Origin of the sequence: Segatella oulorum F0390 (assembly GCF_000224615.1) — a bacterium.
In the GTDB taxonomy this organism is placed as follows: domain Bacteria; phylum Bacteroidota; class Bacteroidia; order Bacteroidales; family Bacteroidaceae; genus Prevotella; species Prevotella oulorum.
This window is the reverse complement of record NZ_JH114215.1, coordinates 1028383-1045078: the sequence shown is the minus strand read 5'-3', so window position 1 is coordinate 1045078 and position 16696 is coordinate 1028383. Positions and strand designations below refer to the sequence as shown.

Here is a 16696-nt window from a genome sequence, read left to right as displayed (position 1 = left end):
TAAAGCAAACAGGCGGTTGTTCTCGGCAAAAAGCCGTACATTTGCGTCAATATTAAAACTTTTCAATATCATCAAATGAAACCAACATTATTACTTTTAGCTGCAGGCATGGGCAGCCGTTACGGCGGGCTCAAGCAGCTCGATGGTTTAGGTCCTAACGGTGAAACCATCATGGATTATTCTATTTACGATGCCATTCAGGCAGGATTTGGCAAGATTGTGTTCGTCGTTCGCAAAGACTTTGAAGACGAGTTTCGTCAAAAGGTGTTGTCGAAATATGAAGGGCATATTCCTGCCGAATTGGTTTTTCAAAGCATTGATGCACTGCCCGAAGGTTTCCGTGTTCCCGAAGGTCGCGAGAAACCCTGGGGCACCAACCATGCCGTGCTCATGGCCAAGGATGTGATTAAAGAGCCTTTCTGCGTCATCAACTGCGACGATTTCTACAACCGCGACAGCTTCATGGTGATGGGCAAATTCCTCAGTTCATTGCCCGAGGGCAGCCGCAACCGCTATGCCATGGTGGGTTTCCGCGTGGGCAACACGTTGAGCGACAACGGCACTGTGGCACGTGGTGTGTGTGCAACCGACGCGCAGGGCAATCTCACAACGGTTGTGGAGCGCACCGAGGTTGAACGCCACGGCACAACCATCGAATATAAGGACGAGCAAGGCCAGTGGGTGGGCATTGCCGACAACACGCCCGTTTCGATGAATGTGTGGGGCTTCACACCCGATTATTTCGACCATAGCGAAGCCGATTTCAAAGCATTCCTCGCCGATGCGAAGAACATGCAAAACCTCAAGTCGGAATATTTCATTCCTCTGATGGTCAACAAGCTCATTGTCGATGGCACAGCCACAGTGAAGGTGCTCGACACCACCAGCAAATGGTTTGGCGTGACTTATGCGGCCGATCGTCCCGGCGTAGTGGCCAAGATTGCGCAGTTGGTGCAAGAAGGCGTTTATCCACAGCGTTTGTTCTAACTCGCTGGAGGCAAACCAACATTAAAAAGCAGGCACCCATCGCGGGATGCCTGCTTTTTTTAGCCAAGGCGATTACTGGGGAATGTGGTCGATGCTGTGCACCGTTTTCACCAACCAACAAACAAAATCACCCACACGCAATCTACCCAAATGAAACTGTAGGGGCGGCGCCTGTGTGCCCGCCCGAACGTCCGCATAGCGGCGTTTCCATACAAAAAATACACGCATTGTGTGCAGGGGATTTAACGATGGATGCGCCCCTGCAGGGCGACACGGGCGGGCACACAGGCCCCGCCCCTACCAATCTCCATCATATTTTTCCACGCAATCCCACACAAATAAAATAACCATTTGCACACAATCCCCCCAACGAAATCAACCGCTCATACGCAATCCCCCAAACGACATTAACCGTCCCACACGTAATCTACCCAAACGGCGCCAACCACCCACGCGTAATCCCCAAACGAAACCGTAGGGGCGGTGCCTGTGTGCCCGCCCGAACGTTCGCGCAGCGGCGTTTCCATACCAAAAATACACGCATTGTGTGCGGGGAATTTAACGATGGATGCGCCCTTGTGGAGCGACGCGGGCGGGCACATAGGCACCGCCCCTACCAAACTCCACCAAACCACGCGGTGCGCCATTACCCCATCGGGGTTATACTTTCGATAGCGCAGGGTTGGCAAGTGTAACGCAGCCTACCCTGGGTAATGATGTAAGGGATGAGGCTACCCCCCTTGGGGGTTGTACTTTTTCCACCACATTGCTTTTTAATGTCCTCCCTCCACACACATCGGGGGCGGAAATGCATCGCGCACTCCCGCCCCCATTACTTAAAATAAAAAAGTGTGTGTATCGTTATGATTTGGGCGCCACCGTGGATGACGTCCTTTATTTTAAAACAAGTTATTCTTTTGGCATCACCGTGGATGACGCCATTTGTTTTAAAACAAGTTATGATTTGGGTGTCACCGTGGCATCGCCCTGACCTTTGCCACCCGGCTTGTCTTTACCATCACCGGGGTTATCCTTGCCGTCGCCACCATCACCCGGCTTTGCAGCATCACCGCCCGGCTTCTTGCTACCGGGTGTTTTCCCACCGTCACCCGGCTTCTTGTCACCCGGTTTACCGTCAGCCGGCTTCTTATCCTCCGAAGGCTTTTTCTTCGGCAGCACCTCCTGCTCATTGCGCGTGATGGTTTCGTTGAGGTAGAGGATAAACGTGTCGAAACCTTCGGCCATGCCCAACGACACCAATGCGTTGATCACCTCGACCATACGCCGATAGGCCTCGTCCGATGCACGCCGCGCCTGTTTCAGCGCCCCAGCCACCTGCGGAGCCTTGGCCATGCTGCGCGCCTTGATGAGCGACTCCACCTTCGCGTTGGCCGCTTTGAGCTGCGCCACATAATCCGTCAGGTTCAGCAACGCCACCGCCGCCGCATCCTTGCCCTCGCAGTCGGCCACCAAGTTGGTGATGAGCCCCGTCTCGCGCTCCAACTGCATGTCGGGGTCAATCTTGTAATCCTTGATGCGCTGCATCAGCGTTTTCGAAGCCTTAGCCTTCTCGGCCACGGGGAACTTGACGTAGCTCCCCACCGCCTTTTTGTAGCCCATGAACAGGGCGTCGCGCAACGCATCGTTCTCGGCGATAGCATCGCTCTCGGCATTTTTCTGCGAAATCGACAGGCATTCGTCTTCCGCCTTAAACTTCGCCGCCAACGCCTCGACAGCCGCTTTGGCCACCGCATTTTTGTTGATTTCCGTCTCGGTGGCCAACTGTTCGGTCACCGCTTTCATAAACTGAAAATGCGCGCCGTTGTTCAGGCCTCGCAAGTCAAAACCTTTGATTTTCTTCATCGTGATTAATTTTTTTTGATTATGAATGAAGGCCGAACCACCCTCGGCCCATAGGTTCTTCTTTGGGGAACGCCTGTCCGGAACACGTTACAGCTCCATCCCGTTCGGGGAATGTCTGTCCGGAACGCGGGCTAGCTCCATCCCGTTCGGGGAACGCCTGTCCGGAACACAGGCTAGCGCCATCCTGTTCGGGGAACAGCTGGCCGGAACACGGTACAGCTTCATCCCGTTCGAGGAATGCCTGTCCGGAATACGGGTTAGCTCCATCCCGTTCGGGGAATGCCTGTCCGGAACACGGGACAGTTTCATCCCATTTGGGGAACGCCCGTCCGGAACACAGAACAGCTCCATCCTGTTCGGGGAATGGCTGTCCGGAATACGGGTTAGCTCCATCCCGTTCGGGGAATGACCGTCCGAACTTCCGAACAGTCACTTCCATATTAGCATGATTCCACATCAACATCATTCCTCCTTTAATTATCGGCTACGGGGCGGACACTATAGCAATCTGACCGGTAAGTTTCGTAAAAAGGGCTTATATCATTTGGTAAAAAGGAAAAGTAATAGCTATCGGAAAAAGTACTTATACCAGCAGTCCAATAGATACCAAGTTCTCCCACATTCGTGGGTATATAATATGATATACTGCGAGCACCTGAAGCCGGGAAAAAAATAATAGAGGTACCAACACCTGTTTTAAAGTTCCATCCCATGTTAAAAGTCCCCTCTACATTGAATTCACTTGGATTAGTGCTGCCTTTCCCCGTTGTAGTAAAGCCAGTAAACGCCTTAGTAGGGGGAATATGAAAACCAGCAGGACATGGGTCGTAGATTGTTTTAATGATGGGTTTATAATCTAAATTACGTATCTTGTAGTTATTGATTGACCACAAATTATAGTAGAGTTGGCTATAGTGGTTAAAAGGATATGTATTTTCCCTATAGTATGTCCCCGGATGCTGTATGGTTGTACTGATAGTTTGAGCACCATGTTCTTGCTGAAAGGCCGTTGTGCTAGGTGTACTACTGTTGCCGTCGTAGACAATATCAGTTCCAGGCATGGCATCTTTTCGACCAAATAAGTACAATGTAGAAATAGTGGGGCCATTCTCCACACCATTATTCTGCGTGATAATAAACTGTGTTGCTTCTTTTGTTTGGTTGTTTCCGCCCTGCTGTACAATCGTTATCCTTACTTTCCGAGGTTGTGTATAGGTTGTTTCCTTATGATTTTGATAAGCTGATCCTAATGTTCTACGAGTAAATTTATAGATAACACCATCATGGTTTTTACAAGGAATTTTATCTAACGCATCAGCATGGTCGAACCACAAATGCCACGACCAAACAACCGTTCCACCCTTTGTCACAGCAATAACGGCGTTGCCATTGCGGATGTCCTCTTGCTTAACTTCGAACCCAAGGAAGTCCATAGTATTGTGCACAAAAATTCTGAAAGAGGCACTACGTACGAGATTGGGCTGATCCATCCAAACAATTTTAGCACCATCGGGGAGACCACCTGTTTGCCAGCGTAGCCAAGGATTAGTAATGTCCATACCACGGTGGTCTTTAAAGTTCTTCAGCAAATAGGAGATACTTGCAGATTCTGTGGATTGGTAGGCATTGGTATTCCAAGCATTGTTCTTGAGACTATTGCCATAGGCCAGGGGGAGGCAGTAATATCCCGGGGCAGAGATGAGATAGCTGTTGGCTGTTTCGGCAATGTTATTCATTGAACCATTTAAACCATCGGCCAAATTGAATGGATTGCTAATTGTCCCTTTTGGCGTGGCATTCTTCAACACATCATTATAAGTCTTGAAGTTGTCTTGAATGTCTGTTTTAAGCGTGCCGGTGCCTTGTTCGCCAGCTGTTCCGCCAGTCCCTTGGTCTTTTGACAGCGTTGTGAGCCAAGCGGGTTTGGTGGTGCCAAGGTCGGTCCACGTTGCACCATTGTCGGCACTCTCTTCATATTTCACAACTTTCCAAGCTACGGGGTTTTGAACGATACTGTTGGTTGCGGGGTCGAAGTCATCGCGATAACTGCGAATGGTGTAGTAATCCGATTGCGTCGCGTCATAGGCTACTGCACTGGGACTGGTAGCTACAATGTGGTAGCGGTTGGAGTTCTTTTGCGTGAGTTTATATTGGCGGGTGGTGCCGGGCTGCCAATCGTCGCCTTTGAGGGTCGAGGTGATGGTGGTGCCGTCGGCACAATGAATCACGGCTTTGATGTTCTTGCCTTGTATGGGCTGTGGAATCATCATGAACGTGAAGTTTTCACCATGGTTGCCAATGATGGTGGTATTTTCGGCAAGGTTGGTGCTGACGCTCAAGCCTGAGAGTGTGACGGTGCCGCGTGTGGGCGATGCGGTTAAATCCCATGTGCCGGCTGCACCATAAACGGTGGGCAGGGTGTATTTAGCCCTTGTCTGCACATTTTGCAACTCCACACGGTCGATAGTTTTGTTGAGCGACAGGTTTTTGCCCACAGCAAAGGTGATGGCTGTGAGGGCGTGTTGGAAATTTAAGTTGGTTTCGGGGGTTATGCCTGCGAAACTATCATATTCCACGTCGCCCGTGCAGGCGGTCATCAGGTCTTTTTGCTTTGCCACGTCAGCATCGACGGTGAAGTTGACGAAAGGTGTGCCCGCATAGGTGTTGGGCGAAAGCGTGATGTTGGGATATGTGCTGGTCACCTGTGGGTAGACGGCAAAGAAGCGTGCATGGTTGAGGTCCCACTGCCAACGTATGTCGTTCACTAAATTGCCATCGGACTTGGTTGCCTCGTTATAAAACCAAGTGGGCGTGGTGCTGATAGTGGCGGCGGTTTTGCCACGATAGCCCAAAGACGAGAAGTTTTGCGCCAATGTGGTGGTAAGGTCGCCGCGCGTTTTGGTATCGGCCTTCACGGGCATAAAGCCCTCAATGGTGGTTTCTTCTAAGCAAGCATCAGCAAGTGGAACATTGCTTTGCACTTCCAACTGGTGGGTTTCAAAAGTCGAAGCTGGCAGGAGCTGTGGTGTAATGCCGCGCGTAAGTCCATTGGCGCGCTGTGCCAAAGCCTTTTGCTGCCCATCGATAATATTGAAACGAACGGCTGCTGCGTTGCGTTGTTGTTTGTTGGGCGAAACGATATCATCGTCGGTGCAAGCAACGGTAAACAGCGAGCCCGCCAAAGCTATCCCGCAAACTATATAGGCGTGCGATTTCATTAGGGCGAGGAGGTTATCTTTTTGCATTTGAGTCTGTTTTATGGGGTTATTAATCTTCATCAAGTACGTCATCATCAGGATCAGAACTCTGATCGGGTGTTGCGGGCGTAATGGTTATTCTCCCGCCACGGTTGCCACCGGGGCGTGCTGGAGGACTTCCTGCTAATAATTGATGCTCTGCATCTACGTGAATGAGCCAACTTGTTGGCGTCTCATACATTTTTTTCTTCATTTTTCTAAAACTATTTATATGTTACGAATAATACTTTCGATGTTTTTGCACACAAAATCTGTTCATTTATGCACGCAAAAAGGGCATGCAAAAAGTTTATAAAAAACTTCTTGCACACCCTTTGTTTATTGGTGATTATGTTGTATATTACGCGCGCGTCGCGCGTACCTTTATATTGGTCTCGCTCCTGTGTGTGTGTGTGTGTGTGTGTGTGTGTGTGTGTGTTTACACAATTATTTGGATTGGCCAAATAAATAGCACAAAAAGATGCAAAGAATTTTGAATTTCTTTGCAACGTCTGTATGCTATATGTTATGTTGTGTAACTCCATCGGGCACAAAGGTATAAACTTTTGCCGAAAACGGCAAAAGATAGAGCAGAAAATTATCACGGAGGTGTCAGCTGATGCAGGAAGGCATACGAGGCAAAATTGCATATTTCTTTTATATACTGATGCTATTCCGCAAGTGTAATAGGACATTATGCAAAGCTGATTCTTCCTCTCACAACCTCTATTTCTTGCTCACCGCCAACTTTCATAATCCGAACGTCTGAAATACTCTCAGTCTCTTGCTCAACATAAAACTTTAGCTCATCCCCTTCGTGGCTTTCTGCGACATAAGCAATCTCAATTCGTTTCACACGATGCTCGCTATACCAACTGATGGGCCATAAATTAAGCATGTGCTCCACATATTTCATACTGTTAACATGCCCATTCATGTCAACATCGCTATAATGCATGACAACCGATTGCTGCTGTTTGCCTTGTGTGGAAAACTTCAATCTGCCGCCTGCTTCAATCGGGCAGCATTTGTCTTTTTCCACATACTTCATTATCTGCCCGTCATTCACTTTGAGTATATCGACAGGTTGCCTTGTGTCTGTGTCTATCAAGGCCCAGACACTGCGTGCGTAAGCGCACACTTTTCCTCGGGCATCGCTTACGCTAAAATTACGACTTGTAAAATAGCGCATCACACTATTCACCCAGGTCTCAATCGTAAAGCTCTCATAAACTTCGGGCAAATGATAGATCTCCAGTGTGAAACGTGACAGCACCCACGTTTTATGCAAATTGCTTAACACACGGACGCCATAACCACGCTCATTAGAATGGAAATCTGCCGCATTCAACAGCTGGTTGCCCAAATGCGCCAAAAACAAACGGTAAGAGCAATCACAATGGAAAGGTTCTGCTTGAAAAACATACCGTCCAACTCCACTTAATAATTTATCTTCCATCGTAAACCTTATTCCCCAATGGTATCACGGTCTTTTGATATAAACTGTCGTACTTGAGGATAATAAAAAAGCCCAATGGCTTTTAAACCACTGGGCTTTATATTTAAATTAAACTCTATTACAAGATTACTTTACGAATACAACTGCGAGGCGGTTAGAAGTAGCACCTTGTACACCCTTACCATCAGCCTTTTCAACAGTTACACCCTTATTCTTAAGATAGTTAGCAACAACGTTTGCACGATCTTGAGAAAGCTTCTTGTTGAGTGAGCTTGAACCTTCAGGAGATGCAGTACCGATGATTTGAACCTTGCTGCCTTGAGCGACACCATCAAGAACCTTCTTAGCTTCGCTTGTGAGGTAAGACTTACCCTGAGCAAACGTTACGAACAAAGGATTGATCTCGCCATTTCCCGCTGCAGGAACTTCCTTAACAACTTCGCGAACAACCTCTTTTGGTTTCTTTGCCAACTGATCACGCAAATCACTGATTTGTGAATTAAGTGCGTCGATCTCGTTTTGATCGCGAGGAGTAACAATCTTGAAGTTGTGTGTACCGTTAGAAGTCTTGAACTTGTAAACCAAACCAGCATTCAATTGAACAAAGCTGTGGTTAGCATTGTATTGAAGGCCATCGTTAGCAAGATTGCGGCTAACAACATCTGTTCTATCATTCAAACCATAGATGATTGCAGGCTCTACATAGAACTGCCAAGCCTTGTCTGCACCAAAGTTGAATGCAAAATCCAAAGCCAACTTGTTTGTCAAGTTGTTGTGGTATGTCGTCGCTTTGTAGTTAGCGTCATTACCAAAGAGGTGACCCCAACCAAGACCAGCAACAGCAATAACCTCAAATGGACGAGGTTGGCCTTTGTAACCGCCAAACCAGTTGCTCAAGTTAACAGTACCTAAAAGGCTGGTGTTAACGAAGCGAACGATTGTACCTGTTGATACCCAAGGCTTATTTGAGAAATAAGCATTACCCTCAACAGCCAAACCAAATACTGGAGTGAACCAGCGACCAATGCGGAGGCCTGCATTTGGGTCCAAGCCCTTCATCCAAGCGTGTCCTTTTGTTTTTGTTGCAACACCACCGTTGATACCAACATAGATGTTATCAAATGTTTTGCTCTCCTGTACAGTTTGTGCAGAAGCTGAAACTGCCATTACAGCAGCAGCAAACAATAAACCTAACTTTTTCATGTCTCTCTAAAACTTAATTAATAATTATTGTTTTTAATCTTTTCCTAAATTTATGGGTGCAAAGTAATTAAAAATTATCGGAAACACCAAACTTTTATTCGATAATTTATGCTAAAAGGGAGAAAAAATGGCGAAACTCAACCTTTCTATCGTATTTTTAAAGCAAAGTGAGATGGGTTTAACTCATCCTTAGCACCTGTTCTCTAACTTTTTTGTAACTTCGCACCATGAAACGAATCATTCTCATCACAGGAGGGCAACGCTCTGGGAAAAGTGCCTATGCTGAGCAATTAGCCTTGTCACTTGATGCACATCCTATTTACATGGCTACAGCACACATTTGGGATGAAGAGTTTAGATTGCGCGTTATCCAGCATCAAAGGCGGCGCGGTGGGCAATGGGAGAACATTGAGGAGGAACGCCTGCTATCTAAACATTGCATATATAATAAGGTGTGCGTCATCGATTGTCTTACGCTATGGTACACGAATTTCTTCTATGATGATGGGAAAAACACTGCAGAAGAAATAGATGTTCAAGAGGTTTTGAGCGATTTAAAAGATGAATTCGATCGTTTCACCCAACAAGAGGCGACGTTTATCTTTGTAACAAACGAAATCGGAAGCGGCGGCGTAAGCGACCATCTTCTGCAACGGAAATTCACCGATTTGGAAGGCTGGATGAACCAATATGTAGCGCAACGCGCCGACGAAGTAATACTGATGGTTGCAGGAATCCCCGTAAAAATAAAATAAATGATGCACACCTTTCATATAACAGCTCCGGATGGGGAGCTACGAGAAGCATTACAACAGAAAATAGATTCTCTCAACAAGCCCAAAGGAGCAATGGGGCGTTTAGAGGACTTGGCTTTGCAGATTGGACTGATTCAAGGTGCGCTATCGCCGACTTTAGCGCATCCATGCCACCTGCTTTTCGGCGCCGATCACGGCATTGCAACTGAAAACGTATCGGCGTCTCCGCAAGAAGTCACTTGGCAACAAATGATAAACTTCACACACGGTGGCGGCGGCGTGAACATGTTTTGTCGACAACATCACATTGAGTTGTTTCTCATCGATGTGGGCGTAGCGCATGACCTATCAAGCTACCCGACGATTCTCTCGCGGAAGATAGCATGTGGAACGAAGAACTTTCTCCATGGGCCAGCAATGACAGCCGAGCAATGCGAACAAGCATTACAAACCGGCGCCGACATGGTTGACATGTGCGCACAAAAGGGATGCAACATTCTCTCCATTGGAGAAATGGGCATTGCCAACACCAGTGCGGCAAGTTTATGGATGAGCATCTTTACAAAAACACCATTATCTGATTGCATCGGGGCTGGCTCGGGACTTAACGAAGCAGGGATAGCCCATAAAAACAAGATTCTGACGGAAGCCCTGCACCATTTCCACACACAGCATCTTCCCGCGACCGCCGCACTCGCTTATTTCGGGGGATTTGAAATGGTTGCCGCCGTGGGCGCGATGTTACGCGCAGCAGAACAGAAAATGGTGATTCTCATCGATGGCTTCATCATGACAGCCTGCCTGTTGGCCGCCACACACATCCATAAAAACGTGCGCCACTATGCCATTTTCACCCATTGCAGCGAAGAGAAAGGCCACCGTTTGCTGCTCCAGCATCTGCGCGCCCACCCTTTATTGTCGCTCGGCCTGCGCTTAGGCGAAGGAACAGGAGCGCTCTGCTGCTACCCCATCGTGGAGTCGGCCGTGCGCATGCTCAACGAGATGAACAACTTCGACAACGCTCACATCACCAAATATTTTTAACCCATGCAACTCCCGATGCATCCCACCACGACATGGAAAGACAAGCTCTTTGCGGCGCTCATCTTCTTCACACGCTTGCCCTTTTGGCGCATCTATCAGCCGCAGAAAGAAGCCTATGCGCACGTCGTTGAACTGTGGCCGCTCACGGGGTGGCTCACCGCGACGCTCACCGCAGCCACCATGTATGGTTGCGCACAAATCATGCCCACCACCACAGCCATCATCTTGGCCTTCGTCATGCGGCTGTTGCTCACGGGCGCGCTGCACGAAGACGGCTTGGCCGACTTTCTCGATGGTTTCGGAGCGGGGCGGAACGACGCGCAACAAACGCTCCGCGTGATGAAAGACAGCCACATCGGCACCTATGGCGTGCTGGGGCTCATCCTCTACGTTGCCCTGCTCTTCACCACATTGGCGCAACTGCCCATCACCATCGCCGCGTTAGTGGTGCTCGCCGCCGACCCCTTCGCTAAAATGATGGCCGCACAAATCACCCAAATGCTGCCCTATGCGCGAACGGCCGAGCAAGCCAAAAACAAAGTAATCTACCGCGCGATGTCCACCAAAGGCAAACTGCTGCTGGCCATCCAAGGTTTGCTGCCGCTCATTCCGCTATGCTGGTATGTCGGGCTGCCCTACGAATGCCTCGTTCTCCCCGGCATCGTTTTCTACATGCTCTACCAACTCATGCGCCGCAAAATCAACGGCTACACCGGCGACTGCTGCGGCGCCTTGTTCCTCATCGTCGAACTGAGTTTCGTGCTCAGCTTCGTCGTTTTCTACTACCAGAACAACCCTTTTGCAACATGAAAATAACCTTCGTGCGCCACACGCGCGTGGCCCTTCCCCAAGGCACCTGCTATGGATGGAGCGATGTGCCCGTTGCGGATAGTTTTGAAGCCGAAGCCAAACAAACGCTCCAAAACCTGAAAGCCCACGAGCCTTTCGATGCCGTCTTCTCCTCGCCACTGCAGCGCGCACGCCAGCTGGCGGCCTTTTGTGGTTTTCCTGATGCCATGCTCGACGAGCGCCTGAAAGAGATGAATATGGGCGAATGGGAACTGCAACGCTATGACGACCTGCCTGCCCGCGACCCTTACATCCTCGAATGGTATGAAAACTACCTCACTTTGCCCACCCCGAAGGGCGAGAGTTTTCCGCAGTTGTATGCTCGCGTGACCAACTTTCTCGAAGAGGTGGCGCGCCGCCCCTACAACCACATCGCCATCTTTGCCCACGGAGGAGTCTTGGCCTGCGCCGCCGTCTACGCCCGTGCCATCTCTCCCGCAGAAGCCTTTGCCCACATCACCCCCTTCGGCGGCATCGAAACCATCGACATTCCGCCCCAGCGACAATAAGCCAACCCGTCGGCGAACCATTCGCCAGCAACCTTAGGACACGGAGCCACACGAGAAATGGTAGGGGCGGCGCCTGTGTGCCCGCCCGAACGTCCGCGCAGCGGCGTTTCCATCCGTAAAGGACACATCCCCCACCCATAAAGGAAGCGCTTCCATCCACAAAAGGCATGCTCCCCACCCGCAAAGGTGGTGTCTCCATGCGTAAAAATGTTTGTGCATTGCGCATGATGCACACCTGCTAACGATGGATGCGCCCTTGCAGGTCGACACGGGCGGGCACACAGGCGCCGCCCCTACCAACCTCCATCAAAACCCTCTGCCACGCAACCTTCCTCGTTTTTGCCCATCGGCGGAGCCTCTTCCGGCAATCATTTCTTATGTTTGTCCATCGGCGGAGCCTCTTCCGGCAATCATTTCTTGTTTTAATCCGTCGGCGGAGCCTCTTCCGGCAACCTTTTCTCGATTTAGTCCGTCGGCAGAGCCTCTTCCGGCAATCATTTCTTATGTTTGTCCATCGGCGGAGCCTCTTCCGGCAATCATTTCTTATGTTTGTCCATCGGCGGAGCCTCTTCCGGCAACCTTTTCTTGTTTTTGTCCATCGGCGGAGCCTCTTCCGGCAACCTTCCTCGTTTTTGTCCGCCGGCAGAGCCTCTTCCGGCGACCTTTGCCCATGAAACACGAAAAGTAGCGCCGTTTATGAATGGTTTACAGCTATTTTTCGTAATTTTGCAGCCGATTGTTTCAATAACACGTAAAAGATAAATCATTCAAGCATGGAACTTGCAAGTAAATATGATCCCCAAGCGGTTGAGGCGAAATGGTATGAATATTGGCTCAACAACAAGCTTTTCAGTAGCAAACCCGATGGACGCGAACCCTACACGGTGGTGATTCCGCCACCCAATGTGACGGGCGTGCTGCACATGGGCCACATGCTCAACAACACCATCCAGGATATTTTGGTGCGCCGCGCCCGCATGGAAGGCAAAAATGCCTGCTGGGTGCCGGGAACCGACCATGCCAGTATTGCTACCGAGGCCAAGGTGGTGGCGCGCTTGGCCGAACAAGGCATTCAGAAGACCGATCTCACTCGCGAAGACTTCTTGAAACATGCGTGGGACTGGACACACGAGCATGGCGGCATCATTTTGAAACAACTGCGCAAGTTGGGCTGCTCGTGCGATTGGGATCGCACCGCCTTCACTATGGATGAGGCACGCAGCGAAGGGGTGATAAAAGTGTTCTGCGACCTCTACGACAAGGGGCTCATCTACCGCGGCGTGCGCATGGTGAACTGGGATCCACAGGCACAGACGGCGCTCTCCGACGAGGAGGTCATCTACAAGGAAGAGCATTCAAAACTCTATTATTTGAAATATCGTGTGGTGGAAAGCGATTGCCGGCGCGTGGACGAGGGCAACGTCATCCATCAAGATGCGCAGGGCTATTATGCCGTCGTGGCCACCACGCGCCCCGAGACTATCATGGGCGACACGGCCATGTGCATCAATCCCAACGATGCGAAAAACACGTGGCTGAAAGGCAAGCACGTCGTTGTGCCCTTGGTGAACCGCGAAATTCCCGTCATCGAAGACGATTACGTGGATGTGGAATTTGGAACCGGCTGCTTGAAGGTGACGCCTGCCCACGACATCAACGACCATGCCTTGGGGTTGAAGCATGGCTTGGCGACCATCGACATTTTCAACGACAACGGCACCATCAGCGAGGCGGCCGGCCTCTATGTGGGCATGGATCGCATGGATGTGCGCCGCCGCATAGCCCAAGACCTCGAGGCTGCAGGACTGATGGAGAAGGTGGAAGATTATAACAATAAGGTGGGCTTCTCTGAGCGCACCAACGTGCCCATCGAACCGAAACTCTCCACACAGTGGTTCCTTCGCATGCAGCACTTTGCCGACTTGGCTTTGGAGCCAGTCATGCGCGACGACATCGAATTCTACCCCAAGAAATATAAAAACACCTATCGCCATTGGCTCGAAAACATTAAGGATTGGTGCATCTCGCGTCAGCTTTGGTGGGGGCATCGCATTCCGGCCTATTACTTCACCACGGCCGATGGCAAGCGTTCTTTCGTCGTTGCCCCAACCGCTGCAGAGGCTTTGGCTAAAGCGCAAGCGCAGAACAGCAAGCTCACGGCAGCCGACTTAGAACAGGAGAGCGACTGCTTAGACACGTGGTTCTCGTCGTGGTTGTGGCCCATCTCGGTGTTCGATGGCATCAACCATCCCGACAACGAAGAAGTGCGCTATTACTATCCCACGTCCGACCTCGTAACCGGTCCCGACATCATCTTCTTCTGGGTGGCACGCATGATCATGGCCGGTTATGAATATCGCCAGACCTATCCGTTCAAACACGTTTATTTCACGGGCATTGTGCGCGACAAATTGGGTCGCAAGATGAGCAAGAGTCTTGGCAATTCACCCGATCCCATAGCCCTGATTGAAAAGTATGGCGCTGATGGTGTGCGCATGGGCATGATGCTCAGCGCACCCGCAGGCAACGACATTCTCTTCGACGAATCGCTGTGTGAGCAAGGGCGCAATTTCAACAACAAGATATGGAATGCTTTCCGCTTGGTGAAGGGCTGGAAGACGGCGCCCGTGGAACAGTCCAAAGCCAACGAGCAGGCGGTGGAATGGTTTGCTGCAAAGCTCAAGCAAAGTCATGCCGAGCTGCAAGCACAATTCAAGCAATATCGCATTTCGGAAGCGTTGATGACCGTCTACAAACTCTTTTGGGACGAGTTCTCGAGCTGGTATTTGGAAATGGTGAAGCCCGCTTATGTCAATGGTAAGGCGCAACCCATCGATCAAACCACCTACGATGCCACCATCGCTTTCTTCGACGACTTGCTCAAGATGTTGCATCCCTTTATGCCTTTCATCACCGAGGAGTTGTGGCAACACATCACCGACCGCAAGGAGGGCGAAAGCATCATGCGGGCAACGTTGCAGATGGATGCTCCGACCGCGCACGACGAGCAACTCATGGCCGATATTGAACAAGTGAAACTCATGGTGAGCGGTGTGCGTACCGTGCGCAACCAAAAGAACATCGCGCCCAAAGAGCCGCTCACACTGATTGCCATTGGCGACAATAAGATGCAAGCCTATAACAGCATCATCAGCAAGATGGCCAACCTCGAAGCCATCGATGTGGCCAAGGAGAAACCTGCCGACGCCAGCAGTTTCATGGTGGGCACCGACGAATATGCCGTTCCGTTGGGCAATCTCATCGATGTGGCAGCCGAAATCGACAAGGCCGAGAAGGAATTGCAACACTTGGAGGGCTTTCTGATGGGCATTCGCAAGAAATTATCCAACGACAACTTCGTGGCACATGCGCCCGAGGCTGTTGTGGCACGCGAACGCAAGAAGGAGAGCGACTCGGTGGAGAAGATTGCGGCACTGAAGCAAACCATTGCCGAGCTCAAGAAGAAATAACAATAGGGGGTGCTCACTGTGGTGCCCCTCAATACATTCGCCGCATGGCTCCATGGGCGTGCAGCACACAAGATAACGATAAATTAAAGCAACGACATGACATCCCCACAACTTCATCCCACGAAATGGTTTGTCGCCCTGCTCATGCTCATGGCAACGAGCTGGCTTTCGGCCTGTCACGACGACATCCCCGACGATCTCGCAAGAACGCGCACGGCTACGCCGCAAGAGCGCACCATCATCATGTATTTGCCTTATTCGGGCAGTGGCATCAATGACCTCTACCCATTTTTCGAGCAAAACATTCTCGACGTGGAGCAGAGCATCAAGCAGGCAGGTGGATTGGGCACCAACAACCTCTATGTGGTGATTGCCGATCACTCACCAGCTCGGGTCTACCTCTACCGCGTTCGCATGGAAGGCACTGAATGTGTGCACGACACCATCAAGCGCTACGACTACCCACGGCTCATGGATGCACAATGGATTACGCGCGTCATCAACGATGTGAGGAGCATCTCTAATACTCCAAAATATGCCATGCTCGTAGGTTGCCACGGAAATGGCTGGCTGCCTCCGAAGGACAATGTGGCGCGAGCAAAAACACGCTGGTTTGGCGGACCAGGTTACGCCATCAGCATCGCTGATTTCGCACAAGGAATCCAACAAGCGGGCATTAAATTAGAATATTTGGTCTTCGATGATTGCTACCTCTCGTGTGCCGAAGTGGCCTACGATTTGCGCAACGCAACCAACACACTCATCGCTTCAACCAGCGAAGTGATGGCCGCTGGTATGCCCTATGCCAAAGTGTTTCAGTATCTCGCCGCACCACAGCCCAATTTCGGTCAGCTCGTCAACGACTACATTGCCTACTACCAAAGCACCGCCACTCCCTACGCTACTATCGGCGTCATCAATACGCAATATATTCAGCCCATGGCACTGTTGATGCGGCAAGTGAATGCCACCTACACGTGGAATACTGCCAACAATTATCAGTTGCAAGACTTGGATGGTTCGTACTTCTCACCTACCGTCTATTTTGACTTTGGCAGTTATGCTCGCGCACTCTTTGGCAGCAATCTGGTGCTCTATAGTCAATATCAAGCGCTCATGGCGCAGCTGATTCCCTACAAAGGCAACACCACTTATATCTACAATGCCAGCGGGACAAAAACCCTTGTCAACGAGTTTAGCGGTATTACCATCAGCGACCCATCGGTTAACACAGGTCAATACGGCTATCATGTTGCTACGCTCAAAATGCAAACAGCTTGGTGGGCTGCCTCACATTAACAGCCTACTGTACGGATTGCTC

Annotated in this window: 15 protein-coding genes; 7 read left to right on the top strand and 8 right to left on the bottom strand. The window is 50.3% G+C overall.

Translation table 11 applies throughout. The annotated features are described in order from the left end of the window. The first annotated feature begins 75 nt into the window (after positions 1-75). Entirely contained in the window at positions 76-987 is a 912-nt protein-coding gene (locus HMPREF9431_RS04450; RefSeq protein WP_004379955.1) for a glycosyltransferase family protein, read from the top strand. Between the two features lie 957 nt (positions 988-1944). On the opposite strand, the gene HMPREF9431_RS04440 is transcribed toward HMPREF9431_RS04450, so the two are convergent. The 5 genes from HMPREF9431_RS04440 to HMPREF9431_RS04410 form a co-directional block, all read right to left on the bottom strand. Beyond that, the gene (locus HMPREF9431_RS04440) at positions 1945-2850 is read right to left on the bottom strand and encodes a DUF6261 family protein (protein WP_004379951.1); all 906 of its coding nucleotides are present in this window, start codon (positions 2848-2850) and stop codon (positions 1945-1947) included. 473 nt (positions 2851-3323) lie between these two features. Further along, a complete protein-coding gene (locus HMPREF9431_RS04430) occupies positions 3324-6095 on the bottom strand; it encodes a fimbrillin family protein (protein WP_004379949.1) in 2772 nt (923 codons plus the stop codon). 22 nt (positions 6096-6117) lie between these two features. Beyond that, complete coding sequence (locus HMPREF9431_RS04425; RefSeq protein WP_040560837.1) at positions 6118-6300, bottom strand: hypothetical protein; 183 nt, start codon at positions 6298-6300, stop codon at positions 6118-6120. A gap of 480 nt (positions 6301-6780) precedes the next feature. Then, positions 6781-7545, bottom strand: a complete 765-nt coding sequence (locus HMPREF9431_RS04415; RefSeq protein WP_004379946.1) for an acyl-[acyl-carrier-protein] thioesterase — start codon at positions 7543-7545, stop codon at positions 6781-6783. A 126-nt stretch (positions 7546-7671) separates the two neighbouring features. After that, on the bottom strand, positions 7672-8748 hold the full coding sequence (locus HMPREF9431_RS04410; RefSeq protein WP_004379945.1) for an OmpA family protein: 1077 nt from the start codon (positions 8746-8748) through the stop codon (positions 7672-7674). A 227-nt stretch (positions 8749-8975) separates the two neighbouring features. Here HMPREF9431_RS04410 and HMPREF9431_RS04405 point away from each other — a divergent pair, with 227 nt between their 5' ends. From HMPREF9431_RS04405 to cobC, 4 genes are read left to right on the top strand one after another with little or no spacing between them, the layout of a single operon-like run. Beyond that, the gene (locus tag HMPREF9431_RS04405) at positions 8976-9503 is read left to right on the top strand and encodes a bifunctional adenosylcobinamide kinase/adenosylcobinamide-phosphate guanylyltransferase (protein WP_004379944.1); all 528 of its coding nucleotides are present in this window, start codon (positions 8976-8978) and stop codon (positions 9501-9503) included. A gap of 3 nt (positions 9504-9506) precedes the next feature. Next, entirely contained in the window at positions 9507-10547 is a 1041-nt protein-coding gene (cobT, locus tag HMPREF9431_RS04400; RefSeq protein WP_004379943.1) for a nicotinate-nucleotide--dimethylbenzimidazole phosphoribosyltransferase, read from the top strand. A 3-nt stretch (positions 10548-10550) separates the two neighbouring features. Continuing rightward, a complete protein-coding gene (locus HMPREF9431_RS04395) occupies positions 10551-11357 on the top strand; it encodes an adenosylcobinamide-GDP ribazoletransferase (RefSeq protein ID WP_040560833.1) in 807 nt (268 codons plus the stop codon). Then, complete coding sequence (gene cobC / locus HMPREF9431_RS04390) at positions 11354-11905, top strand: alpha-ribazole phosphatase (RefSeq protein WP_004379940.1); 552 nt, start codon at positions 11354-11356, stop codon at positions 11903-11905. The genes HMPREF9431_RS04395 and cobC overlap by 4 nt, the downstream gene beginning before the upstream one ends. On the opposite strand, the gene HMPREF9431_RS12805 is transcribed toward cobC, so the two are convergent. The 3 genes from HMPREF9431_RS12805 to HMPREF9431_RS13430 form a co-directional block, all read right to left on the bottom strand. Beyond that, the gene (locus HMPREF9431_RS12805) at positions 11812-12018 is read right to left on the bottom strand and encodes a hypothetical protein (RefSeq protein ID WP_155812933.1); all 207 of its coding nucleotides are present in this window, start codon (positions 12016-12018) and stop codon (positions 11812-11814) included. The two genes, cobC and HMPREF9431_RS12805, sit on opposite strands and share 94 nt — an antisense overlap. 262 nt (positions 12019-12280) lie before the next feature. Continuing rightward, positions 12281-12403 (bottom strand): hypothetical protein, encoded by a 123-nt coding sequence (locus HMPREF9431_RS13630; protein WP_262502398.1) that lies wholly within the window; start codon positions 12401-12403, stop codon positions 12281-12283. A gap of 38 nt (positions 12404-12441) precedes the next feature. Next, the gene (locus tag HMPREF9431_RS13430; RefSeq protein ID WP_040560831.1) at positions 12442-12672 is read right to left on the bottom strand and encodes a hypothetical protein; all 231 of its coding nucleotides are present in this window, start codon (positions 12670-12672) and stop codon (positions 12442-12444) included. A gap of 6 nt (positions 12673-12678) precedes the next feature. Here HMPREF9431_RS13430 and HMPREF9431_RS04380 point away from each other — a divergent pair, with 6 nt between their 5' ends. Then, positions 12679-15375 carry a valine--tRNA ligase gene (locus HMPREF9431_RS04380; RefSeq protein WP_004379937.1) on the top strand — a complete coding sequence of 899 codons (2697 nt, stop codon included), beginning with the start codon at positions 12679-12681 and terminating at the stop codon, positions 15373-15375. Positions 15376-15471: 96 nt separating this feature from the next. Beyond that, positions 15472-16674, top strand: coding sequence for a clostripain-related cysteine peptidase (locus HMPREF9431_RS04375; RefSeq protein WP_004379936.1), 1203 nt, complete (start codon positions 15472-15474; stop codon positions 16672-16674). Positions 16675-16696 lie beyond the last annotated feature (22 nt).